The 20,886-nt window shown below is 58.5% G+C and carries 25 protein-coding genes; 6 read left to right on the top strand and 19 right to left on the bottom strand.

The window, feature by feature from the left end; translation table 11 throughout:
- Window positions 1–96 precede the first annotated feature (96 nt).
- Window positions 97–1,365, bottom strand: coding sequence for a cytochrome c peroxidase (locus tag ACR0C9_RS10985; RefSeq protein WP_170455418.1), 1,269 nt, complete (start codon window positions 1,363–1,365; stop codon window positions 97–99).
- A gap of 15 nt (window positions 1,366–1,380) precedes the next feature.
- On the opposite strand from ACR0C9_RS10985, the gene ACR0C9_RS10980 reads away from it, so the two are divergent.
- Window positions 1,381–1,851, top strand: a complete 471-nt coding sequence (locus tag ACR0C9_RS10980) for a tetratricopeptide repeat protein (RefSeq protein WP_170455389.1) — start codon at window positions 1,381–1,383, stop codon at window positions 1,849–1,851.
- 4 nt (window positions 1,852–1,855) lie between these two features.
- Here ACR0C9_RS10980 and ACR0C9_RS10975 read toward each other — a convergent pair whose 3' ends face one another.
- The 7 genes from ACR0C9_RS10975 to ACR0C9_RS10945 form a co-directional block, all read right to left on the bottom strand.
- Complete coding sequence (locus ACR0C9_RS10975) at window positions 1,856–2,560, bottom strand: phytanoyl-CoA dioxygenase family protein (RefSeq protein WP_480781012.1); 705 nt, start codon at window positions 2,558–2,560, stop codon at window positions 1,856–1,858.
- Window positions 2,561–2,631: 71 nt separating this feature from the next.
- The gene (dctP, locus tag ACR0C9_RS10970; protein WP_170455385.1) at window positions 2,632–3,699 is read right to left on the bottom strand and encodes a TRAP transporter substrate-binding protein DctP; all 1,068 of its coding nucleotides are present in this window, start codon (window positions 3,697–3,699) and stop codon (window positions 2,632–2,634) included.
- Between the two features lie 20 nt (window positions 3,700–3,719).
- Complete coding sequence (locus ACR0C9_RS10965; RefSeq protein WP_170378746.1) at window positions 3,720–5,009, bottom strand: TRAP transporter large permease; 1,290 nt, start codon at window positions 5,007–5,009, stop codon at window positions 3,720–3,722.
- The gene (locus ACR0C9_RS10960) at window positions 5,010–5,597 is read right to left on the bottom strand and encodes a TRAP transporter small permease subunit (protein ID WP_170523682.1); all 588 of its coding nucleotides are present in this window, start codon (window positions 5,595–5,597) and stop codon (window positions 5,010–5,012) included.
- Window positions 5,598–5,650: 53 nt separating this feature from the next.
- A complete protein-coding gene (locus ACR0C9_RS10955; protein WP_480781011.1) occupies window positions 5,651–6,166 on the bottom strand; it encodes a flavin reductase family protein in 516 nt (171 codons plus the stop codon).
- On the bottom strand, window positions 6,166–7,056 hold the full coding sequence (locus ACR0C9_RS10950; protein WP_480781010.1) for an aldo/keto reductase: 891 nt from the start codon (window positions 7,054–7,056) through the stop codon (window positions 6,166–6,168). The genes ACR0C9_RS10955 and ACR0C9_RS10950 overlap by 1 nt, the downstream gene beginning before the upstream one ends.
- On the bottom strand, window positions 7,056–8,210 hold the full coding sequence (locus tag ACR0C9_RS10945; protein ID WP_480781009.1) for an LLM class flavin-dependent oxidoreductase: 1,155 nt from the start codon (window positions 8,208–8,210) through the stop codon (window positions 7,056–7,058). The genes ACR0C9_RS10950 and ACR0C9_RS10945 overlap by 1 nt, the downstream gene beginning before the upstream one ends.
- 106 nt (window positions 8,211–8,316) lie before the next feature.
- On the opposite strand from ACR0C9_RS10945, the gene ACR0C9_RS10940 reads away from it, so the two are divergent.
- Both ACR0C9_RS10940 and ACR0C9_RS10935 read left to right on the top strand, forming a co-directional pair.
- Entirely contained in the window at window positions 8,317–9,027 is a 711-nt protein-coding gene (locus ACR0C9_RS10940) for a GntR family transcriptional regulator (RefSeq protein WP_480781008.1), read from the top strand.
- 12 nt (window positions 9,028–9,039) lie between these two features.
- A complete protein-coding gene (locus ACR0C9_RS10935; protein WP_480781007.1) occupies window positions 9,040–10,137 on the top strand; it encodes a Gfo/Idh/MocA family protein in 1,098 nt (365 codons plus the stop codon).
- Between the two features lie 141 nt (window positions 10,138–10,278).
- On the opposite strand, the gene ACR0C9_RS10930 is transcribed toward ACR0C9_RS10935, so the two are convergent.
- From ACR0C9_RS10930 to ACR0C9_RS10920, 3 genes are all read right to left on the bottom strand, one after another.
- On the bottom strand, window positions 10,279–11,307 hold the full coding sequence (locus tag ACR0C9_RS10930) for a tyrosine-type recombinase/integrase (RefSeq protein ID WP_480781006.1): 1,029 nt from the start codon (window positions 11,305–11,307) through the stop codon (window positions 10,279–10,281).
- A 172-nt stretch (window positions 11,308–11,479) separates the two neighbouring features.
- Window positions 11,480–11,986 (bottom strand): MerR family transcriptional regulator, encoded by a 507-nt coding sequence (locus ACR0C9_RS10925; RefSeq protein WP_480781005.1) that lies wholly within the window; start codon window positions 11,984–11,986, stop codon window positions 11,480–11,482.
- Between the two features lie 61 nt (window positions 11,987–12,047).
- Window positions 12,048–12,293 carry a hypothetical protein gene (locus tag ACR0C9_RS10920; RefSeq protein WP_480781017.1) on the bottom strand — a complete coding sequence of 82 codons (246 nt, stop codon included), beginning with the start codon at window positions 12,291–12,293 and terminating at the stop codon, window positions 12,048–12,050.
- Here ACR0C9_RS10920 and ACR0C9_RS10915 point away from each other — a divergent pair.
- From ACR0C9_RS10915 to ACR0C9_RS10905, 3 genes are all read left to right on the top strand, one after another.
- Window positions 12,185–12,619 (top strand): helix-turn-helix domain-containing protein, encoded by a 435-nt coding sequence (locus tag ACR0C9_RS10915; RefSeq protein ID WP_480781004.1) that lies wholly within the window; start codon window positions 12,185–12,187, stop codon window positions 12,617–12,619. The genes ACR0C9_RS10920 and ACR0C9_RS10915 overlap by 109 nt on opposite strands.
- Window positions 12,606–13,097, top strand: coding sequence for a hypothetical protein (locus ACR0C9_RS10910; protein ID WP_480781003.1), 492 nt, complete (start codon window positions 12,606–12,608; stop codon window positions 13,095–13,097). Before ACR0C9_RS10915 ends, ACR0C9_RS10910 begins: the two co-directional genes overlap by 14 nt.
- Window positions 13,098–13,317: 220 nt before the next feature.
- Window positions 13,318–13,959 carry a hypothetical protein gene (locus tag ACR0C9_RS10905; RefSeq protein ID WP_480781002.1) on the top strand — a complete coding sequence of 214 codons (642 nt, stop codon included), beginning with the start codon at window positions 13,318–13,320 and terminating at the stop codon, window positions 13,957–13,959.
- 50 nt (window positions 13,960–14,009) lie between these two features.
- Here ACR0C9_RS10905 and ACR0C9_RS10900 read toward each other — a convergent pair whose 3' ends face one another.
- The 8 genes from ACR0C9_RS10900 to ACR0C9_RS10865 form a co-directional block, all read right to left on the bottom strand.
- Window positions 14,010–14,618: a DUF6950 family protein gene (locus ACR0C9_RS10900; protein ID WP_480781001.1), complete on the bottom strand. Its 609-nt coding sequence runs from the start codon at window positions 14,616–14,618 to the stop codon at window positions 14,010–14,012.
- A 207-nt stretch (window positions 14,619–14,825) separates the two neighbouring features.
- Complete coding sequence (locus tag ACR0C9_RS10895) at window positions 14,826–15,881, bottom strand: phage portal protein (RefSeq protein ID WP_480781000.1); 1,056 nt, start codon at window positions 15,879–15,881, stop codon at window positions 14,826–14,828.
- Window positions 15,878–16,429 carry a hypothetical protein gene (locus ACR0C9_RS10890; protein WP_480780999.1) on the bottom strand — a complete coding sequence of 184 codons (552 nt, stop codon included), beginning with the start codon at window positions 16,427–16,429 and terminating at the stop codon, window positions 15,878–15,880. The genes ACR0C9_RS10895 and ACR0C9_RS10890 overlap by 4 nt, the downstream gene beginning before the upstream one ends.
- Window positions 16,429–17,043 carry an HK97 family phage prohead protease gene (locus tag ACR0C9_RS10885; protein WP_480780998.1) on the bottom strand — a complete coding sequence of 205 codons (615 nt, stop codon included), beginning with the start codon at window positions 17,041–17,043 and terminating at the stop codon, window positions 16,429–16,431. Before ACR0C9_RS10885 ends, ACR0C9_RS10890 begins: the two co-directional genes overlap by 1 nt.
- Window positions 17,040–18,296 (bottom strand): phage major capsid protein, encoded by a 1,257-nt coding sequence (locus tag ACR0C9_RS10880; protein WP_480780997.1) that lies wholly within the window; start codon window positions 18,294–18,296, stop codon window positions 17,040–17,042. The genes ACR0C9_RS10885 and ACR0C9_RS10880 overlap by 4 nt, the downstream gene beginning before the upstream one ends.
- On the bottom strand, window positions 18,289–18,615 hold the full coding sequence (locus tag ACR0C9_RS10875) for an HNH endonuclease (protein ID WP_480780996.1): 327 nt from the start codon (window positions 18,613–18,615) through the stop codon (window positions 18,289–18,291). Before ACR0C9_RS10875 ends, ACR0C9_RS10880 begins: the two co-directional genes overlap by 8 nt.
- Window positions 18,606–20,144, bottom strand: coding sequence for a terminase large subunit domain-containing protein (locus tag ACR0C9_RS10870; RefSeq protein WP_480780995.1), 1,539 nt, complete (start codon window positions 20,142–20,144; stop codon window positions 18,606–18,608). The genes ACR0C9_RS10875 and ACR0C9_RS10870 overlap by 10 nt, the downstream gene beginning before the upstream one ends.
- Window positions 20,145–20,259: 115 nt before the next feature.
- Window positions 20,260–20,694: a helix-turn-helix domain-containing protein gene (locus ACR0C9_RS10865; RefSeq protein WP_480780994.1), complete on the bottom strand. Its 435-nt coding sequence runs from the start codon at window positions 20,692–20,694 to the stop codon at window positions 20,260–20,262.
- Window positions 20,695–20,886 lie beyond the last annotated feature (192 nt).

Below are 20,886 nucleotides of genomic sequence, written 5' to 3'. Positions count from 1 at the left end.
CGAAACCTCGTCTGCACATGCCCCCCAATGGACGCATACAAAGACGCAGCTGAATAACAACAAAACCCCCCGCCACAAAAAGGCGGGGGGTTTTCTTTAGGGTTCGAACCCTTTTGGAACGCCGAAAGGCGGCGTGTCCACGCTCGTCCCGGTCAGTGCATTCAGAAATGCGACGAGGGCGTCGATTTCTGCATCGGTTAGCGCGACCGAGGAGATATCGATTGTGTTGCGCACACGTTGCATTTCGAAACGATCCTGCCAGACAACGAAGTCTGCCTTCTGTAGCCAGGGAACCTGAGGCAAAGCCGCCATGGCGGGTGTCCAGTTCGCCAAGCTGGTCTTTGGGTCCAAATGGTGGCGGATCATGCTTTCAAGGTCCGGGAAGGCGCCGTTATGGCCGTAAGGCGCGGTCAGGGCGACGTTTCGCAGCATTGGGGTGCGGAAGCGATAGGCGTCCTCGATCCGGTTGCTTTCGCCCATACGGCCCACGTCGCGGGCGTAAGGGTCCCATTGGCGGGTGCGGCCGGGGCCAAACGGGGGCAAACCCAAAGCGTGGAATTGCTGATCGGTCATCAGCGGTCCGGAATGGCAGGTCGAACAGTTTGCCTTGCCGTAAAACAACGTCATGCCGTCTTTCTGAACTTTGGTAAGGGCATTGGGGTCGCCAGCCAGATATTGGTCGAACGGGCTGTCGGTGCTGCGCCATTCGATGGCCATGAAAGCAGCCAGAGCGTTGGCAATCTGGGTGATCGTGATGTCTTGGGTGCTTTGGACCTCGTCGAATGCCTTTATCATCGCGGGACCGTATCGCGGATCGGTACGGACGCGTTTGGCCAGAATGGGCCAGCCCAGATCGATCCGGTCAGCGACGGCCCCGGTCACCTGATTTTCGCCGACATTCCCCGCCATTTCGAATTGCGATGTCAGGGGGAACAGCGCCTGTGCGGCGAGCAGAGAGTTCAGCCCCTCGGGCAGCCATTCCTGCGCGGGTGAGTTGAAGCCGTTGCCGTAGACATCAGAAATGCTCAGCCGACCATCGTGGAAGACAGTATCAAGCTCGCGCGCGCCAAGGTTCCACAGCCCCGGCGAATTGCGTGGGATGCGTTTGCGGATCTTGTCTGCTCCGATGCCGGGTGTGCGGTCCGGCCCCAGACCCTGACCACCCTCGCCAATACCCAGCGACAACCCGTCTGATGTGCCGAAATCCGGGTGGTGGCAGTGGGCGCAGGATATGTTCCGGTTGCCCGACAGGATCGGATCATAAAACAATTGATGACCGATGGCGGCCTGTTCCATATCAAAGGGGATGAAGTCATCATCGGTCAGCGGGCGCGGTAAATCCTGTGCCGCAGCAGTCCCGGCCAAAAGGAACACAACCCCATGCGCCAGCTTGTATTTGCCCTTTGCCTGCTTGCGAACCCTGCGATAGCCGAATTGGAACAGGCGCGCGATCTGATGGAGGCGGGGGAGTTTGAGGCCGCGCGCGAGGAACTGTTGCCCGCCGCCCGGTCGGGCAATGCCGAGGCCGAGGAACTGATCGGTGTGATGTACGGGCTGGGTCTTGGGGTCGAGCAGGACTATGAACGCGCGTTTGAATGGTATCTTCGCGCGTCGATGAAGGGGCATCCGGGGGCGCAGTCGGGGGTCGGATGGTACTATGAGCTGGGATTGGGCATGCCCGCGCCCGATCTGGTGCGGGCTTACATGTGGTATACGCTCAGCGCGATTGGAGGCGATCCCGACGCGGCGATCAGCCTTGAGGAAGTGGTCAAGAAAATGTCGCCGGAGCAGATCGAAAGGGCGCATATTCTGGTCAATGATTACAAAGGGTGGATGTACCCTTTCAGATGATGGATCAAACCCGCAACGGTTTCGCAAACCGTTTTGGGGCGTGGGTTTCAGGGTCGATGATCGGCCCCGAGGAATATTGGCACACAAAGGCCCGTCGCGGGCTGTCGGTTGTGTTCGCCCCTGAACTGTGAAGCGTAAGGCTGGAAAAGGTCACGATCGTGCCCGCCTTGCAGGTCATCGGAGTGCCTGTATCCTCGCCGAAATACCCGTTAAGCTCGTTGCTTTCATCCTGCCATTCATGCCGGTCCAGACCGGGCTCGGCGTCAAGGTCACGCGGCAGGATATAAACGCAGCCGTTTTCTTCGGTTGCATCATCCACTGCGATCCAGACGGTCAGATAGGGTGTGTGATCAAAGCCGACATAGGCGCCGTCCTGATGCCAGGCGAAACTCGCGCCTTTGCCCGCGCCTTTGACCACAAACTGCTCGTTGAACAGCATCGGGTCTTCGATTCCGCAGGCGCTGATGATTTCGGCGATCTTGGGGCCGAGCAAGAAGTCCTCCAAAGACGGGAACTCGGCATGGCGATGGCGCAGAAAGCGGCGCGCATCGCCTAGCCCGATTTTGTGCACATTGCCGCCGCCATCATGGGCAGGCTCCTCCAGAAGCGTGTCGCAGGTGCCGCGCAGCATCTGCAGGTCTTCCGGGCTGAGCGCATTTTCGAAGACGAGGTAACCTTGGCGGCGAAATGCATCGGTTTGGTCGAGCATCAGAGTTTCTCCGGCGAGGGGCAGGTTTGCGCGCGACGGGGCCGCGCGCAAGGTTCTCTTGTCAGACCGCTTTACTGCGTTTCGGCTGCGCGGGTTGCTGCAATCTCGGCTTCTGCTTCGGCAACTGCCGCGGCCAAGGCGTCAAAGGCTGCTTCTCCGCCATCGACATTGGCCTTGAACCAATCATAGACAGGTGCAGCGGCTTCCTTGAATGCGGCCTTCTCTTCCGGTGTCGGCACATAAAGATCGCCACCTTCGGCCACGAATTCCTCATAAGCCTGGATTGACTTGCGCTTGGGCGAGGCGAATGTGGCCTGCTGCAGCTGATAGAACCCATCGACGATGACATTGCGCAGCTCAGGCGGCATCGACATGAACTTTTCGTTGTTCATGAACCACAACGCACCCATGTATGCGTGCCCGTCCAGCGTGATGTATTTCAGACCGGCATCGGGGAACTTCATGCTCATGATGTCGGTGATGCCGTTCTTGGACCCTTCAACTACGCCGGTCTGGAACGAGGTGAACAGTTCCGGCCACGGGATCGGCGTCGGGGCTGCGCCAAGTGCTTTGACCAGCTCCTGCGGCAAGTCAGCGACAACTGTCCGAATTTTCAACCCTTCCATATCGCCAGGGTTCTGGACGCGGCGTTGAGTATTGGCAAAGTTACGCCAGCCGCCGGTATTGCCGATGGTCATCAGGCGCAATGCGCCGCCCGAGTTTTCGGCGACCATCTCTTGCATTTTTGTCACGAAGGAAGAGCCGTTGGCCAGCGCCGCTTCGGCCACGCGGTCATCCGACATCAGATAGGGCAAGTCCAGCACCTGAACGAAGGGGAAGATACCTGACGTGCCACTCGAGGTCTGGATGACGATGTCGATCTGACCTTCGGCCACACCTTGTAAGCACTCGGCCCCGTTCGAACACAGCTGGGTGCCGATGAACAGCTCGACCTCGATTGCTCCATTCGAGGCGGCCTCGACATAGTTCTTGAAGACGATCAGGCCGTCATAATCCTCGTCATTTTCGTTCGAATTGGCAGTGGCGCGCAGCGTGTAGTCGGCGGCCGTGGCTGCCATGGCGGACGCGGCCACAAGCGATGTGGCCACCGCTGCGGTTTTGATGAAGTCTCTGAGCATGCGTTTCCTCCCTGTGATACTCAGTTGGCAAATCCCGTTATCCTCGGGATCGTCATGGATAGTGCGGGGATATAGGTGATCAGAAAGATCACGATGATTTCGACCGCCAGAAACGGCAGGATCGCCTTGGCGATGGTTTCGACCCGTTCACGGGACACGGCGGCGGCCACGAACAGGACCAGGCCCATCGGCGGCGTGGCGAGGCCAACGGTCAGGTTGACGCTCATGATGATGGCGAAGTGGATCGGGTCGACACCGAGGCTGGTGAAGATGGGGCCAAGGATGGGCCCAAGGATGATGATCGCAGGGCCCGCGTCCAAAAACATGCCGACGATGAACAGCAGCAGGTTGATCAGGAACAGCAGGATCAGCGGGTTTTCCGACAGGCTGAGGATCAGCGAGGCCAGTTGTTCCGGCGCATGGCTGAGGCTGACCACGGTTTTGAACGCCATCGCCGCGCCGACCAGCAGCAGAACGACGGCTGAGGTCATGCCTGCGTTGCTGAGCACCTCAGGCACCTCTTTCCACGTCAGCGTGCGCAGGACAAAGAAACCGATGATAAAGGCGTATCCCACGGCGACGGCCGCAGCCTCGGTCGGGGTGAAGATGCCACCCAGAATGCCGCCCAGAATGATCACAGGGGTCATCAGCGGAAAGAAGGCTTTCAGGCTGGCCTGACGCCGTTCGGGCCAGGTGTATTTGCGGCTGGCGACTGGGAAATCATAGCGGTCGGCCATGAGTTTGATCATCAGCATCAGACCAACACCAACCATCACGCCGGGCACGATACCTGCAAGGAACAGGGCGGCCACGCTTTCGCCCATCACGTAGGCATAGATAATCATGATGCCCGAAGGCGGGATGATCGGCCCGATCACCGAACTCGCCGCTGTGATCGCGGCGGCGAATTTGCGGGTATAGCCCTGTTTCTCCATCGCCGGGATGAGCATCGACCCCAGCGCCGACGTGTCGGCCACCGCCGAGCCCGAGAGGCCCGCGAAGAGGATAGAACTCAGCACGTTCACATGAGCCAAACCGCCGCGCAGGTGGCCCATCAGGGCCTGCGAAAACTCGACAAGGCGGATGGTGATGCCGCCGCGGTTCATCAACTCTCCGGCCAGCATGAAGAAGGGGATCGCCATCAGCGGGAAGCTGTCCATGCCATTGTAGACATTGCGATAAAGCAGCGTGATGTCGTTGGTTTGGCCATTCAGCCACAGCAGGATACCCGGGGCGGCCAGCAACGCGAAAAAGACCGGCAGACCGATCAGCAGGAAAATCAGGAAGGTGGGCAGGAACCAGATCAGCATTTATTCGGCCCCCACTGCCGCGTCAGGAATTTCGGGCAACAGGTGACCTCCGCCCAGCAGAGTGATGAACGACCGCAGGATCAGCTCGATATTCACCGAGATCAGCAGGATGACCCCAACAAGCAGCGAGGCCATCATCCAGCTACGCGGGATGCGATACCATTCGTCGAACCCGAATGAGGTAGGCAGATACAGCGCGGCGGTGGCGAATTTGCCGCCAAAGCCGGTGACTTCGGACCAGCCAATATTGACCGCGACCAGCAGCACAGCGAGCGAGATCAGCAACAGGAACAGGTTGAGCGATTGGCCGATGACGCGCGGCAGGAACCTTTGCAGCATGTCGATGGCCACAAAACCGCCGCGCCGAAAGGCGGTGGGGGCCATCAGGCCGGTCATCCACAACATGCAAAACCGCGCGGCCTCATCCGGCCAGGGCAGCGCGTTGCCCAGAACGTATCGGAAGAACACCTGTATCAGGATCGCGATCACCATGAGTGCAATCGCAACGACACCAACCGCGCGGCCCAGACGCAGCGCGGTTTCGTTCACGAATGCAATCGGCGCTAACGCCGATGCCAGTCCGCCCATGCGGATCCTCCCTTGTTCAGCCGCGGGTTTGTCCCACGGTCGTCAGATCGCGCTTAGGTTTTCGCGAATTGGCCGAGTTTTCCGGCGTAAAAGGTCAGCGCGTCTCCGTCCGCCATGCTGGCCTTGAGAACCTTTCCGACGACGATGACGTGATCACCCGCGTCGTGATACGCATGTTGTTCGCATTCGAACCGCGCCAGGCAATCCGACAGCAGCGGCGTTCCGTTCGTGCACCGCTCATGATCGATATCGCGCAGCGCAAAGGCGTCTTTCGAGCAGCCAAAGCACAGTTCGGCCTGTTCCGCCGACAGCACATGCACGCTGAAATGGCGGGCCTTGTGAAAATAGGGGAAGCGGCGCGAGTTACGGTCGCCCGCCCACATGATCAGCGGCGGGTCCAGTGACAGGGACGAAAAGCTGTTGGCGGTTATGCAGACCGGGCCATCCGCGCTGTCGCAGGTCACGATGGTGACGCCCGTGGCAAAGCGGCCAAAGGCGTCGCGCAGGGTGCGGGTGTCGTCCTTGTGGGGAACGAATGTGCGGGTCATGTCCTTTGAGATGGCGTTCATCATGGTACCTCATGCCCCAGTGCCGCCTCATAGAGGCGATACCACCTTTCACGATCCAGATTGACTTTCAGAGCGTCCGAGATGGTTTTGATGCGGCTCAGGTTATTGGTGCCCAGAACCGGCAGGATATTTGCCGGATGGACCAACAGGAACGCCACGGCCACGGCAGCACGATCCACGCCGAACGCGGCTGCGATCTCATCAGCGACGACGCCCACGGGCGGGTTTCCGGCCATCAGAAGACCGCCGCCCAGAGGCGACCATGCCATGATCGGTTGCCCATGCAGCTGGTGAAAGGCCAGATCGCCGTTGGTGAAGGGGCTGATTTCGCCCAGAGAGATCTCGATCTGGTTGGTGACCAGCTGCGTTTTCATCGCCGATTGCAGCAGCGACCAGTCCCAGGGGCGGAAGTTCGACACGCCAACCGCGCCGACCTTGCCGCTGGCCACAACCTCATCCAGTGCGGCACCGGTTTCGTGGTGGTCCATGAACGGGTCGGGACGGTGGATCAGCAGCAGGTCGATATGGTCAATCGCCATTTCCGACAGAGAGGTATCGACGGACTTCAGGATATGGTCGCGCGAGGTGTCGTAATACTTGACCTTGGCATCCGCATACCGGCCCATCGGCGCGATGATGTCACATTTGGTGACGATCTCCATCCGCTGGCGCAGGCTGGGGTTGGCGCGCAACGCGTTGCCCAGAACCGCCTCGGCAGTGTAACCACCATAGATATCGGCCTGATCGAATGTGGTAATACCTTGATCCAGACAAGCCTGTATCTTGGCCTCGACATGGCCCACGGACGTGTCGCTGTCATCGCCCAGCCGCCACATGCCATAGACCAGGCGGCTTAGCTCCAGCGTGTCGGATAGTTTCACACGTTGCATCAGCGACGAACTCCATTGCCCAGCGGGGTCGCCGGGGGTGTTGCGGGCACGCGCCCATAGGCTTCGGGCAGCGAGCAGGTTTTCAGGTTCGGCATCACGCGGGCACCAAAGTGCCTGGCCTCGTCCATGTGCGGATAGCCCGAGAAGATGAAGGCGCGGATGCCCATCTTCTGATATTCCTCGATCTTGGACATAACTTGATCGGTCGACCCGACCAGCGCAGCACCACAGCCCGACCGTGCGCGTCCGACACCGGTCCACAGGCCGGGTTCAACATAGCCATACTCATCGGCCAGATCGCGGTTCTTTGACTGATGCGCCACACCCAGCGAGGTCGCGTCCAGCGCCCGTTCCCGGATCGCGCGGCCATAGTCGTCATCCAGTTTCGAGACGATGTAGTCGGCGTATTCCTGCGCCTCGGCCTCGGTATCGCGGACGATCATGTGGACACGCAGGCCGTAATCCAGCGTGCGGTTGTAGTTCTCGGCAACTGCATGAACGGCCTTCATCCGTTCGGCCAATTGGTCCTTGGTTTCAGGCCACATCAGATAGACGTCGCAATGCTCGCCGCACAGGTCCAAAGCAGACGGCGAGTAGCCGCCGAAATAGAGCAGCGGGCCGTCGGTCTGATAGGGCTTGGCGGGGTCGGTGGTCAGGCCCGAGAAGTTATAGACCTCACCCGCGTGATTGATCTCATCCCGCGTCCAGGCCTGTTTCAGAATCTCGACCACCTCGCGCGAGCGTTGGTAGCGGAATGCGCTGTCGGCTTTCTCGCCCGGGAAGTCTGATGAGATGATGTTGACCGTCAGCCGCCCTTTCAGCATGTGATCGAGCGTCGCGATGGTGCGGGCCAGCATGATCGGTTGCATCTCACCGCACCGCACGGCGGCCAGCAGGTTGATCTTGTCGGTGATCGGCGCGCAACCTGCGACAAAACTCAGTGTGTCCTGACCGACCTGATAGGACGAGGGGCACAGGATGTTGCGAAACCCCTGCGCCTCGGCCTCTTTCACGATGCCGGAACAGTGGTCCCAGCTGGACCGCAGATCGCCATCGGGCACGCCCAGAAACTGGTAATCGTCCGAGCACAGCGCCGCAAACCACGAGACTTCGGCCGCATCCAGATCGGGGGATGTGATGGGGACGATGCTCATTTGATTCACGCTCCGTACATCTTTGACTTTCCTCTTGCGTAGCAAGCACATTGATGTAGATCAATAGTGTATCAATTTTTCCTGCGACTGAAAGAAGCGCCTGAACGTGCCCTCGAACAGCCGAAACCCCAACGCATTGCCGATCTATGTTCAGATCGCCGAACTTCTGATCCGCGAAATTGCAGCCGGTCGGTTGATCGATGGGGAACGTCTGCCACCCGAACGGGACATGGCGGCCGAGCTTCAGGTCTCGGTCGGGACGCTGCGAAAATCGCTCGCCGAGCTTGAGAAAAAAGGGATGCTGGAGCGGATACAGGGCTCGGGCAACTATGTGCGCGAGACCGGAACGCAGAACAGCGTCTATGCGATGTTCCGGCTGGAACTGCCCGAAGGCGGGGGCTTGCCGCGTGCGGATATTCTGTCGGTCGATCAAGTGGAAAAGCCCATCGATCTGCCCCAATTCGGGGCCTCAAGCCGGGGCTCGCGCGTGCGGCGGATGCGCTATCTGAATGACACAATCATCGCGGTTGAAGAGATATGGCTGGACGAATCAGCGGGTCGGATCGATCGCAGCCTGCTGTCGGACTCGCTCTATCGTTATTATCAGCACCAGCTTGGGTTCTGGATCACGCGAGCCGAAGACAGGGTTTCGGTCGGGTCGCTGCCCGATTGGACGCCCGAGAGTTTCACCAAACCCGCCGGTGAAACGGTGGGGTATATCGAGCGGTTCAGCTGGTCGGAAAAGGCCGAACCCGTCGAGTTTTCAAAAACATGGTTCGATCCGGATCGGGCCACCTATGTCCAACGTCTGAAGTAAAAGGAAACGCGCATGACCCGGACCATCCATTACGGGCTGATCGGATGCGGCATGATGGGGCAGGAGCATCTGCACAATATCGCTTTGTTAGAAGGCACGCGGGTTGCGGCGATCTACGAACCTGATCCGGACATGGCCAAAGCGGCGCAAACCATTGCGCCGGATGCGGTCATGGTGACGTCTGTGCAAGAGCTGCTGGCGGTCGAGGATCTGGATTGCCTCGTCATCGCCAGCCCAAACCACCTGCATGTGGATCAGATTTGCGAAATCGCAGCCACGCGTCCCTTGCCGCTGTTGGTGGAAAAGCCGCTGTTCACCGATCCGCAGGATGCCGCCCGGCTTGAGCAGATTCAGCGCGACTACCCCCATCCGATCTGGGTGGCGATGGAGTACCGCTATATGCCCCCAATCTCGGCGCTGATTAATCAGACGGATGTGACCGGCGGCGTTCAGATGCTGTCGATCCGCGAACATCGGTTCCCGTTTCTGGGCAAGGTCGGCAACTGGAACCGGTTCAATCGCAATACCGGCGGCACCTTTGTCGAAAAATGCTGTCACTTCTTCGACCTGATGCGCCTGATCATCGGCTCGGATCCGGTGCGGATCACCGCAAGCGGAGGGCAGGCCGTGAACCATCTGGATGAAGACTACGGCGGCGAGGCGCCGGATATTCTGGATCATGGCTATGTGCTGGTCGATTTCGCCAACGGGGCGCGGGCGATGCTGGAACTATGCATGTTCGCCGAAGGCTCACGCTATCAGGAAGAGGTCTCGGCCATTGGTCCCAAAGCCAAGATCGAGGCGCTGGTCCCCGGACCGGGCCGGTTCTGGCCTGATAATCTGGGCGAACCGCCCGTGCCTCAGGTGATCGTCAGTCCGCGCGATCCGAAGGGGCCGGTTTCGACCGACATTCCGGTCGATCCGAAATTGCTGGCCGCAGGGGATCACAACGGATCGACTTTCTATCAGCACCAGGGGTTTCTGGAACTGTTGCGCGGTCAGCGTACTGCTCCGGATGTCTCACTTCACGACGGTCGATGGGCCGTGCGCATGGGGCTGGCGGCGCAGCAGGCGCTGAACACGGGCGAGGCCGTTCGCTTCGATCCGTGATGCCGATAGGAAACCTGTGTTCCCGATATACGCGATTTCCGATGTCGTTTTTGGCATCGGAGAGGTCTTTTCCGCTTGCTGAGCGGTTGAGCAGGCAATAGCTCTGCCCGTGGGACACCCCTCCCCAACGAGGGGTTGCGTTCATTTTGATATTCCCCTTTGTTTTCTGATGCTTGTGGGTCGATCACTTTCGGCTTGTGTCATTGGTGTGTCAAAAACTGCATCTGTGACTGTGATATCTTTGATAGCGTGAGCGTAGGTTTTGAGGACCACGTTCGGGTCTTTCCAACCGCCACGTTCTGCGACCGTTTTTACGTCAAAGCCCGCCTGCAGCATCGTCGTTGCGAACCCGTGACGGCAGCAGTGGGGGGTCAGTGGATCGATCTCTGCACGGTCTGCTACGTTGTTCCAGACCTTGGTTACACTGCCTCGCCCTGCGTAACCGAACACCAGATCCTCGGGCTTTCTGTTGCTGGGGATGTTTGCAAGGGCCGCGACCACTCGAGGTGGCAGGTGAGCAACCCTCGACCAAGGTGTGGGCTTGTTCATGTGGATATTGACAGTCCCTGCTTGCAGATTCACATCTGCCCAGGTCACACCGCAAGCCTCACCGATACGCGCAGCTGTGCCGAACATAAACAGACACATGGCTGAAAGGTGCGTTAGGCCGTCCTCTGTCGCTTGGCTGGCGAAGGCGTTCACCCAATCCAGTGTCGCGGCTTCTTTCCTCTCAGGATCGACTGGGAAGCGCTTAACCTTGATCTCGGGCCGTTTGAATAGTGCTGCTGCGTGGTTTATCGCTGCTTGCGTAGGAACGATTACCTGACGGTTCCAAGTGGCAGGCTTTGCTTTTGGGTAAATCTTGCGGGCTGACTGGCGGATTGCCTCTGGTGTTACATCATCGACCAGTGTGTCGCCCCAATGGTCGTTGAGCTTGGAAATGAAGCGTTCGGGCTTTCCTGCATCTAGGTACGCAATAAAGGCCTGCGCCATCGTCAAACCCGCTCCCGGTCCATCGAAAGCACGTTTCCAGGCGAGCGCCTCGGCTTCCGCTTTGACCCGCTCCGCGATTTTCTTGTCAGTCGTTCCCGTAGACTTTCGGAGTCGCCTTCCGGCAACGGTTCCGATGTAGTGCCAGTATTTGCCACGACGTTCGAGCTTGAGGGGCATTTCAGGGCCTCCTTGAGTGCTTCAACGTGTTCGGGGAAAAGAACCACCTTTCGACCGACCTTGGCAAATAAGCCATGTGCTCGAACCAAGCCCTGCATTGTCCTCTCCGAGACACCAAAGTGCCCGGCTAGATCCGCCGGTGTGGTGTAGTCGGGAAAGAGGGCGGGGACGGTCATGGCAATATATTGGGATCCATCCGGTATTCGCAAAGCTCAGTCACTACCCACCCGGCTATGCGCCTCGCAGCAGCTTCGCAGTCAATTACCCGAAAACCGACGTGATCGCCCCAATCTTGCAACGCGTCCGAAACATCGTCAGCCATTCGAACATTTCCAAGGCCGTTAACCAAGTAGAAACGCTTCTCGTCGTGGCCGGCTTGCTTTACCCAACCAACCATCGGGTGGTTGGCACAGGATATCCCGAAACGCTTTAGGACGTTCGGTGCAATCCAGCGGGCGACGTCGATGGCTCCCCGCATTTCGTCCAAGCAATCGACTTTCAGCGCGCGCATCAACTCGACTTCAAAAAGATCGTAATCACTGTAGGTTTTTCGACCATTTACCGCCGCGCTGAGGCCAATATCCAATCCTCTGCGGCGCCAATCCCTAAGATTGTCGGTGGTGGCCCCGATCTTGTCTGCAAACTCAGATGGCGAGTATTTCTCTTCGAACAGGTTCACTTCAACCTCCGTGGGTAGGTACTCACAGATCCTTTAGCGTGAGTACCTACCCACAGTCAAGTCAGGTTGTGCTGTTTTCCAACTTACTGTCTCCGGGCTGATCAGCTTCGTCCATAAGGTGGACGGCGGTTTCCGCTAGATCTGCGATGGTTTCGAAGAGCGTCTCAAAGGCTAGCAATAGGTCTTTTGGCTTAGAACATGTGTCAGCCGCAGCTACGCCCACTTTGCAAAGCGAATAGATATCCCAGCAGGCTTCCTCTGCGCCGTTCGGTGCGGTTCTTCCGTGAAAACTACGCTTGTCGATCATTGGTCACTCTCCGGTTGATAGATTTTCAGAACGTGGTTACGATAAGTGCCGATAGCTACGCAGTCAATAAAATTCAGTACGGTGTTCTGAAAATGAATGGAATACAGTGTAAAATGGCTAGAGTTGCGACGGGTCTCGGGGTCCGAGAAACCGCTGAACTAGCTGGCGTCTCTCCTGACACGATCTCTCGGTTGGAACGCGGAGACAGGATCAAAGATGCAACGGTCTCCGTTGTTCGCGCCGCATTGGAACGTGCGGGAGTTGAGTTCATTGCAGAAAATGGCGGCGGCGCGGGTGTGAGGCTCAGAAAAAATGGGAAACTTTGAAGCCGTTCGTGATCTAATTCTTCTTGGTTTCGGATTAACCGGCGCGATCCTCGGTATTGTGAATTACATAGAGTTGCGGAGCCGAACACGCAGGCGCATACGAGTAAAAATCGAATTTGCGATACCTGTATCCAGCACGGGTGAGCTTGGACGTCAGTTCGTCAAAATAATCGCGACAAACGTAGGCCACCGAGATGTTACAGTGACCAATTTGGGGCTGGAACTGCCTCAAAAGGGTACATTGACTTACATGATTGGTGATGCGTTTCCGTTAGAAGCTGACACCCGAATGCCAACAACACTCGCGGACGGGGCGATTGCCTATAAGTACTATCCTTCAACGGGTTTCCGAGAGAGTATTGGAGGTAGACTTTTGGACATGAACATTAAGGTCAGGCCATACGCCGATGATTCATCGGGTCACCGGCATTATGGAAAAGCAAAGCGTATCAAAGATCTAGTTCAGGAGATGAACTAAGGTTGCTCGTGCAGCGATAGTTCTACCATACAGAAGTTTATGCGTTCCAAATCCACAGCTGCTTCCGGAAACGTGTTTCGGACAATTGAGGGCAACTACGGTGAAAAAAGACGAAATGAATATGAAAGTCTACGAACAAAGGTACGAAACCTTTAGGCACTTAGACCGAACCAAGTGGCTAATGCTAAAGTTTGCAATCGGTATCGGCTAGGCTCAACTCATGGCTAAAGAAATAATCAGTTGGTGCGCAAACGTTTTTACTCCGCAGGCGCGTGTCGGCGGTCCAACGGTTGGGCAGCGATACAATCGAGCATCTCAACTTTGCCAAGGTGCGAAGTTCTTAGCCAGTGAAGTGAAGGCGCTCGAAGAGACCTACAAAAACGCAGAGTATGGTTCGCACGCAGATAAGGCCGCTTGGTTGTTCATGGCGTCTATATTGAGTTCGGTTGCCTGCCTTGAGGCCAGCTACTATGAGGCATTGGAAGACCTGGGGCGCGATAAAGACTTCTTTGAATCAATCGATCGCGAGCCCTTGTTTGATAGGTACGATCACCTGCTGACGAAGAACGGAGCTAAAAGGCTTGATCGAGGGCTAAAACCGACGCAACCGGTAAAACTGCTCGTCGATCTGCGAAATGCCATCGCACACTACCGTCCCGAATGGGATGATAACCCTAAAAGATCCAAAAAACTGGAAAAGAAGCTGCGTGGCATGGAAAGCCCGCTTATGACACGTGATCAGCCCTTCTTTCCTATGCGGTGTTCGAGCGCTCAAAGGGCGAATTGGGCAGCTGATGCGGTGCTCGAGTTCGTGCAATACACAAGGGAAAGTCTTGGGCTGCGGTTTAATTGGAAATCATAGGACTACGACGCCGGTCGAGCTAGTAACTAGGGTTGAAAGCAGCGCGGTTGTTAATCCGCTCCAATTGCAAACCTAGGGCTCCAGATGCGCATGTATGGTGCAAACGAATCGATCAATGTTTCGACCACCAGCCCTTGCACAGTGAATGTCATCACTTCCCGTGGATTTTCGGTTTTGATCGAATAGGAGATATGGACTTTTCCTCGAATGGGAGTTGGTGACTCAACCTGCAGAATGTCGCCGTGCTTTGCGTCTTGCCACCGAGTCCGTAGGCCAGCTATGTCGAAGAAATCCCGCCCTGCCATTACCTGCACGTATCGGAAATAACCCCGATAGTTTCCTCGAAGGTTGTTCCAGTGATACTCGTGAAACCTCGACCCGATCATTGCGTCTAAAGCCGAACAGGTGAACGAGAAGCAATTATCAATATCGGTGGTGTAATTCTTCATCGACCATTGATCGACCACAACTGCTAGGCGTTGACGCCAATCTGGTCGCCTTACGAGCCTTGGAAACACCTTCTGGTGCAAGTGCCAATTACGAGGGGGTAATTCGGCATTGGGTAGTTCATCACGTGACAAAACAGGAGCATTTTTCAGGCATTCATCTAGGCGACGGCGCGCCTCTGCGGGTGAAACTCCGATAAATTTCGTAGTCATTTGACACAGCCTTTACTTTTGAATGGGTGCACCGGCCCCGCCAATGCCAAGCGTGCCGGTGCTGCGCCACGCCACAGGAGATAGGCCGCGCCATGTCGGGGTTTACCCACTCGCCGACTTACGGGGTTGCTTAGGGTGCTCTCATGACCCGAGGCGCAACCTGCCTCCATTGGGGGACTTTTCTACCTTGAAAGGACGCAAAGAGGCTTACTCAGCCCCCCAATCGACTAGTTTCAATGCTTGAGCCGGATCGACACCCGCTTCTTTGGCCTGCGCAAGTGCCTGTATCACCCCGGCTGCTGCCCGCGCCCGCCCGCCAGCGTCGAAGGCTTGGAGCGGTCGCATCACATCCAGTTTGACGTCTGCGCCCAGCTTGGCGGTGCATTCCTCCGCGACTGCCTCAGCAATCGGCTGGAGCATCCATTGAGCAAGATGTCGCTGTGCCTCTCTGACGGCTGGACCAGTGACGGCTTTGTCCATCAGCGCTGGAAGAATCCCGAACACCATGCAGATTGACCCGCGCATCGCATCAAGGCTTTCTCGCGTCATGGCCTTGGATAAATCAGGCGTCACGTCCTGCGGTTTCCAGTCGGTCTGAGGCGCGGGCCCGCCCGCCGCTGTAACCGTGGTCGATTCCCGCAGCAACAACTTGCCCCGCGCGCCTTTGAACTCACGTCCGATTGCTTTCATGTCCGTGTCTGGACTTTCTGGAAACGGTACGATTTGCGAACCAAGCGGGGCGTTCTCGAACACCTCACCCAACGCAGTCTCGATTGCCTGCAGCGTCCCAGCGGTAAGCTGGGCGCGCTTCAGAGGGGCAGAGCCTGCCCAGGGCACCACGGAATCCACACCGATCCTGATGTGCAGCACCTCGCCAGCGAGCGCGGTCAGAGCCTTGCCTCCGCCCGCCTCACTGACCGACAAACGATAGGCGCGGGGCTCACCGTCGACCGTACGCAGATCCCAGTCGCTGCATGGCACAAGGCCAGTCTCGCGGATCAGGAACACCGCCTCGCCACGCAATGCCAGAGCGCGCGCCGTCATTCCGAGAACACGGCCAGTCAAGAAGTCGGTCCCGTCTACATCTGCCAGCCGCAATCCGTTCTCCCAGAGCGACACGCAGCTTTGAACGGTCCCGGTCAGTTCTGCGATCCCGCGGCGACCGGAAATGTAGGATTCCCGCGCGGCCATGAGCTCGGCCGTGAAGCCTGACATCGCTGAGCGCGTCTCGGTTTTCGGCTTGCGCCAGAACGCCCAATTCATGCCACGACCCTCCGATAGTTCCGCAGGAGATCACCAGCGCCGCTATTCTGGATCGCCCGCGCCATCCAAGCCGGGTTGCGCTGGATCTCGTAATTGATCTGGCCGCCGATGCTGGTCTTGTATGACGATGCGCCCGGTTCATCGACAATGGCGCGTCCCTCGGCCCAATACTCAGCCAGGCGCACAAACGCCTCGTACACGTCCGGGGGTGGCGTTCCGCCCCCAACGGTCGCTGTGAAGCGATAAGGCCCGTCTCCAAGCAGCACATAGCCCCCGTTCCAGCTTTCGGTCAGCACAGCCTCTGCCCATGCGCCCGACTCCCAGACTTCTATCAGTGTGATCGTTGCAGGGGTCAGGTTCGGCACAAAGCGCCCCGGCCCCTCGACGATCCAGACAACCTGCCGTTCGGAATACCTGTGCGCCGTGTGCGCCTCGATCCGCTGCCAGACCATATCAGAATCCAAAGCCTGCGCCTTGGCGCTGAGGTTCACGGGCACCGCTGGAAAAGCCGCCGGCATACTTTCGTTCTGAACTAAGATTTCTACCATCAGAGCCTCCAACGGTTGCGGTGTGATCGGGGAAGGAAGATGCGAGGTGCTTCGGGGGCTGGTTTCCAGTTGCGCGCCTCGACTTCGGTTTCCGAATAGGCTGGGCGAGTGACCAAACTCAGTTCAAACAGAATTGCTTGAAAGATCGTACGGATCAGAGCGTTGCCTTCAGCCGGATCTTCCTCGGTCACTTCTTCAGCATTCGGGACGGTGCGCTGGGGCGGGATGCGAAACCCCGGGCTCAAGCCGACGATAAGACCGGCATTGAACGCTGCAAAGAAGTCCTGAACCCAGCTGACCTCCTGCATCTCGGGCGCAATCGTCGCCTCGAAACTTAGCGCGTCGTCCCTGTCTTCTAGCTCAAGAGAACCGGCGCCGCGTGATGCAAGAGGCCGGTCAAAGCTATGGCCGATCAGGAGGTGAATCTCCTGCTGGTTCTCGACCGAATAGCGGAATGCCCCGGGCGCAAACTGCTCTTTGCGTGGACGCCCGGTGCGCCCGCCGTCACTCAGGACGGCGCGGCTGTTGTATGGAAACCGGCCCCGCAGCGCCATCGCGCCGGACGCCCGTTTCCGCAGTTCAAGGCTGCCTTCTGCGAAGCCGGTCAACATCATGCGAGTTCGAGCCCCGTCAGAACTTCCAACTGTGCAGGGCGCGCCACGGTTACGTCCATGGTGGCCAAAGCCGTCAAACGCATCCCACCAGATGCGGCATCGGTGTACGGGTCGCGGATCATGTCCACTGCGCCCCATTTGCCAACGAAGATCGGAGCCACCCCGCCCGCGCTCGTGGTCAGCAGCGACGAACAGGACGACGGAGTTCCCGTAGGCGCGGCAAGGGCGTTGTGCGACATGGGCAGGTTGCCCATTCGTGCCGCTAAGCGATCCCATTCGGTGATCCCACTGCCAGCGTCCCAGACCGCGCCATCGAGGAAGTCCCAGAGTTCGGGCCGGATCAGGCCATTGACTGAACCCGGCCCAGTAGCAGTATTGCGAGTGATGAACCGTGTGACTGCCGCCCGATAAGCCGCCCAAGAGGCCGTTGCATCTATGGCGGTTTCCGTGATCCCGTATGTGCTGGCACCGGCAATCACACCCAGAGGCTCACCAGACGAGCCAGAGCCGAGGAATACGACACGATCCATCTCAATGCCCATGGCACTGTTCATGTCGCGCCGCACGGCTTGTTCCAGCGCTGCTCCGGATTTCTTCAGGGTCTTGCGGGTGATTTGCATCCGCGTGCCCATGGTGTTGTCGGGTGCCATCGCGCGATCAGTCGTTTGGAATGCCTGTGGTGCCGGAACATCGCTGCTTTCGTCAGCTTGCCAGCCCACAGTCGCGCCCTGAGTGACCACCGGCCATTCGATATCCCCGTGATCGATAGAAATCATCTGTGCGCCCATCTGAGCGGCCACAGAGTTGGGGAACAAGCGATCAATGATCGGGCGGGTCTGGATTGGATCAGGCGTACCCGAGGAAACGGTGCTGCGAACCTCCAGCGCTTCCCATGGGATTGGCAGGCCCTGATAACCGCCTTGGCTGCGCAGTTCCGTCACCACCTCCGCGGTGCGGCCGTCGATCTGATGACCAGTGTCCAGCGCCATTGCGACCTGCCGGACTTCGAAGCCTTCAACGAGATCGTCCCATTCCTTTTCGGAGCGGGTATCCAGTTCCTCACCAGCCTCCCGGCGCTCCTCGTCCTCGGCGATCAGCGCCGCGCGATAGCGGGTTTCATTGCTGCGATATTCCGAGTCCAGTGTTTCCATGGACCGGGTTTCATCTTCGGTCGGGGTTTCCTTCCCGACCAACTCTGCCAGCTCCTGCCGGATTTCCGACTGACGGCGCTGGATCTTCACTGAATCAAGCATGTGTTTCTCCTTTGCTCGATAGGTTGCGCTGCATGTCGTGCAGCAGGTTGCGCCATTCCTGGCGGTCCGGTGGAAGAGGATTGTGCCCACATTCCAGCCGGGTCTTTCGTCCGTGGCATGGGCCACAGAGCGTTTGCAGGTTTTCGGGGTCAAAGGCGCGTTCTGGCGCATCGCGGACAGGCTCGATGTGATCGACCTGGAGCCGGTACCGAGAACCACACTGGACGCATTTCCAGCCGTCGCGCCGCTTGGCTCTTAGCCTCAGAACTGGCCAGCGCGCATCGCGGTAGACCCATGTGCCGTATCGTTTCACACCCATACCGGAGCCCTCGCTTGCTTGGCCGGGCTGCTGACCATGCGCGCACCTTGCGCCACGGCCAGAACCGTTGCTGCGGCGGCGTCGATCCGCCCGAGGCTCCGACCCTTCGCCAGTTTGTGGTTGCCCGCGGGATCGACCAGCGTGATTGCGTCTGCGAAAGCGCTGCGCAGCAACATGGACGGAACCGTTTTGACCCGCCCCTCAAACAGAGCCCGCCGAAACCGTTCAATGTCCTCAGCGCCGTCTTTCCAACCGAAGCCACGCCAGAGAAACGGAACGCGCTCGAGTCCCGCCTTATTCAGAGCTTCGACAAATTCAGCGTGGCGGAAGCGATCTCCAACGATTGCGGCGGGTGGTTGGCCGTCCAACTGCGTCACAACCGAGGCCAGCCATGGGCCAACGGGCACGGTTGTTTGTCCCATGGTGGCCAGTTCGCCACGTTCGGACATGTCGACATACCGGGTCCGTACCCCGTCAGCAGCGCCACGATCCGCAAGGCTGGGCTTGCTGGGGAATGCACCAGTGGCTTCGAGCCGTCCCGTCTCCGGCCAGTACAGTGCTGATGCCGACATGCTGCGACTGCCGCCCAAGTCCACGCCTAGCACCACCGGCCCGTCGCGAGGCGGCAGTTTGTCCGGCGACACCTCAGCAGCAAGCCATTCATCCACGGTGATCAGCACCGATCGATCATCAGCGGCGACACGCTCGTTTCGGTTGAGGTTTCGAAAGCTCGACAGGGCGGATCCGCCCCGCGCCATTGCGCGTCGTGCCTGGGCCACCAGCCATTTGGGTGTGTTGCCGATACCCTCTTTCGAACCGGGGTTTGCGATCAGCAGGCTATCAAGATCGTCTGGTGGCAAGCCTGGGTCTGGCCGATGTTCCTGAACATAGGTTCCCGGCGGTGGTTCATCCATCCACCGGCTGAATGTGTTTGCGTCGTCCGGTGCCGAGGTCGAGATAATCAGCGCCCGACCGTCGCGTTTTCCGAGTCCGGAAAGGATCGCGTTTTCCAGCGCGTCGCCTTTCTCCCCATCCCATGCAGCGCGCTCGTCCATCACGGCCAGCGTTGGTGCACCGCCGAGAATGGACTTGCCATCGGCTGCGATCACTCGGGCCAACCCGCCGCCGTTGAATCCGGTTTCCACCTCGAGCCGAGATCCACGGCGAATGGTGAAATCGTATTCCTCACGCCTCTCGTCTGGCAGGCCCTCGATGAAGCCCAGCAGGAACCCAAAGGCGATTTTGGCCTGATCCCGATTCCGTGCTGCGAAGATGATCTCGCGTTCGGGCTGGGGCGCGATCTCACCGACCAGGTGTCCCAAAGACACCCCAGACGAAAGCGCGGTCTTGGCGTTGCCCCTGCCGATGCTCAGCACTCCGACTTCGATATCCTTGGCAAAGGCACCGCGTACAAATTGCTTTTGAAACTGGGCCAACCGGAGCGGTTTCCCTGCCAATCGACCCTGAGCGATCTTGAGAGTCGGCAGGAAGCGAAGGGCCGCCATTGCGTCTTTCGTAGCTTTCGCCATCAGACTCCCTCCCTTTTTTTGGGGAGAGAGAAAGGAACAGCCCGCTCCGCGTACGACGGTTCTCCCAGAAAGCCGGGCATTGGGACCAGATCCGAGATCAGCCACACAACCATTCTCAGCACCTCCCGCCATTGACGATTTTCAAGGCGCTGGGGTGCTGGGTGCGTTCCTGTTCAGATTCCCTTTCTATATACAGGGTGCAATTCTCGACACTTTCAGGGTGCAATTCGCTGCATTTGGCCTTCTTCTTCAGGGTGCTGCTTTTTGCACTCTGAAAAACCACACCATCCAGAGCCAAAGCGTACTGATTTGACGCCTGCCTTGCGCCCTTGCGTCGCTTGATTGGGCGGATGTACCCGAACTCTTCTAGCTCCTTCAGCGAGTACTGAACGGCTCGCTTAGAGCGGCCGACCATCTCTGCGATCACCTCGACACGTGGATTGCATTGGCCGGTGCGTCCGTTGTGGCAGTGGGCCAAGGCTAGGAGCACGAGTTTCAGGGGCGCTGATAGATCAGCCTCCCAAGCCCATTTGCACGCAGTGACGCTCATCCTACGGCCTCCCCTTGGTGGGTGCCGAATAGAACGAGGCTGGCAATTCTATAGGCCGTGTCCTCGTCCAAGCTCTTTAGGGCGGCAAACAGCAGGCCCGCGCGCTCTTGCTCAGACAAGCGGGCTGAGAACACTGCAGCCGCGCGGTTCCAGGCTTCATAGTCACTGATGGTGAGCGCATACCCAACGACT

Source organism: Ruegeria sp. C12, assembly GCF_056537745.1.
The sequence above is the reverse complement of the archived record's forward strand: the minus strand, read 5'-3'. Positions and strand labels throughout refer to the sequence as shown.

What these genes read in the sequence shown, in the direction of transcription:
- ACR0C9_RS10980 (WP_170455389.1), top strand. Translation starts at nt 1,381, where the DNA reads ATGCGCCAGCTTGTATTTGCCCTTTGCCTGCTTGCGAACCCTGCGATA.
- ACR0C9_RS10975 (WP_480781012.1), bottom strand. Translation starts at nt 2,560, where the DNA reads ATGCTCGACCAAACCGATGCATTTCGCCGCCAAGGTTACCTCGTCTTC.
- dctP (WP_170455385.1), bottom strand. Translation starts at nt 3,699, where the DNA reads ATGCTCAGAGACTTCATCAAAACCGCAGCGGTGGCCACATCGCTTGTG.
- ACR0C9_RS10965 (WP_170378746.1), bottom strand. Translation starts at nt 5,009, where the DNA reads ATGCTGATCTGGTTCCTGCCCACCTTCCTGATTTTCCTGCTGATCGGT.
- ACR0C9_RS10960 (WP_170523682.1), bottom strand. Translation starts at nt 5,597, where the DNA reads ATGGGCGGACTGGCATCGGCGTTAGCGCCGATTGCATTCGTGAACGAA.
- ACR0C9_RS10955 (WP_480781011.1), bottom strand. Translation starts at nt 6,166, where the DNA reads ATGAACGCCATCTCAAAGGACATGACCCGCACATTCGTTCCCCACAAG.
- ACR0C9_RS10950 (WP_480781010.1), bottom strand. Translation starts at nt 7,056, where the DNA reads ATGCAACGTGTGAAACTATCCGACACGCTGGAGCTAAGCCGCCTGGTC.
- ACR0C9_RS10945 (WP_480781009.1), bottom strand. Translation starts at nt 8,210, where the DNA reads ATGAGCATCGTCCCCATCACATCCCCCGATCTGGATGCGGCCGAAGTC.
- ACR0C9_RS10935 (WP_480781007.1), top strand. Translation starts at nt 9,040, where the DNA reads ATGACCCGGACCATCCATTACGGGCTGATCGGATGCGGCATGATGGGG.
- ACR0C9_RS10930 (WP_480781006.1), bottom strand. Translation starts at nt 11,307, where the DNA reads ATGCCCCTCAAGCTCGAACGTCGTGGCAAATACTGGCACTACATCGGA.
- ACR0C9_RS10915 (WP_480781004.1), top strand. Translation starts at nt 12,185, where the DNA reads ATGTGTCAGCCGCAGCTACGCCCACTTTGCAAAGCGAATAGATATCCC.
- ACR0C9_RS10920 (WP_480781017.1), bottom strand. Translation starts at nt 12,293, where the DNA reads ATGATCGACAAGCGTAGTTTTCACGGAAGAACCGCACCGAACGGCGCA.
- ACR0C9_RS10910 (WP_480781003.1), top strand. Translation starts at nt 12,606, where the DNA reads ATGGGAAACTTTGAAGCCGTTCGTGATCTAATTCTTCTTGGTTTCGGA.
- ACR0C9_RS10905 (WP_480781002.1), top strand. Translation starts at nt 13,318, where the DNA reads ATGGCTAAAGAAATAATCAGTTGGTGCGCAAACGTTTTTACTCCGCAG.
- ACR0C9_RS10900 (WP_480781001.1), bottom strand. Translation starts at nt 14,618, where the DNA reads ATGACTACGAAATTTATCGGAGTTTCACCCGCAGAGGCGCGCCGTCGC.
- ACR0C9_RS10895 (WP_480781000.1), bottom strand. Translation starts at nt 15,881, where the DNA reads ATGAATTGGGCGTTCTGGCGCAAGCCGAAAACCGAGACGCGCTCAGCG.
- ACR0C9_RS10890 (WP_480780999.1), bottom strand. Translation starts at nt 16,429, where the DNA reads ATGGTAGAAATCTTAGTTCAGAACGAAAGTATGCCGGCGGCTTTTCCA.
- ACR0C9_RS10885 (WP_480780998.1), bottom strand. Translation starts at nt 17,043, where the DNA reads ATGATGTTGACCGGCTTCGCAGAAGGCAGCCTTGAACTGCGGAAACGG.
- ACR0C9_RS10880 (WP_480780997.1), bottom strand. Translation starts at nt 18,296, where the DNA reads ATGCTTGATTCAGTGAAGATCCAGCGCCGTCAGTCGGAAATCCGGCAG.
- ACR0C9_RS10875 (WP_480780996.1), bottom strand. Translation starts at nt 18,615, where the DNA reads ATGGGTGTGAAACGATACGGCACATGGGTCTACCGCGATGCGCGCTGG.
- ACR0C9_RS10870 (WP_480780995.1), bottom strand. Translation starts at nt 20,144, where the DNA reads ATGGCGAAAGCTACGAAAGACGCAATGGCGGCCCTTCGCTTCCTGCCG.
- ACR0C9_RS10865 (WP_480780994.1), bottom strand. Translation starts at nt 20,694, where the DNA reads ATGAGCGTCACTGCGTGCAAATGGGCTTGGGAGGCTGATCTATCAGCG.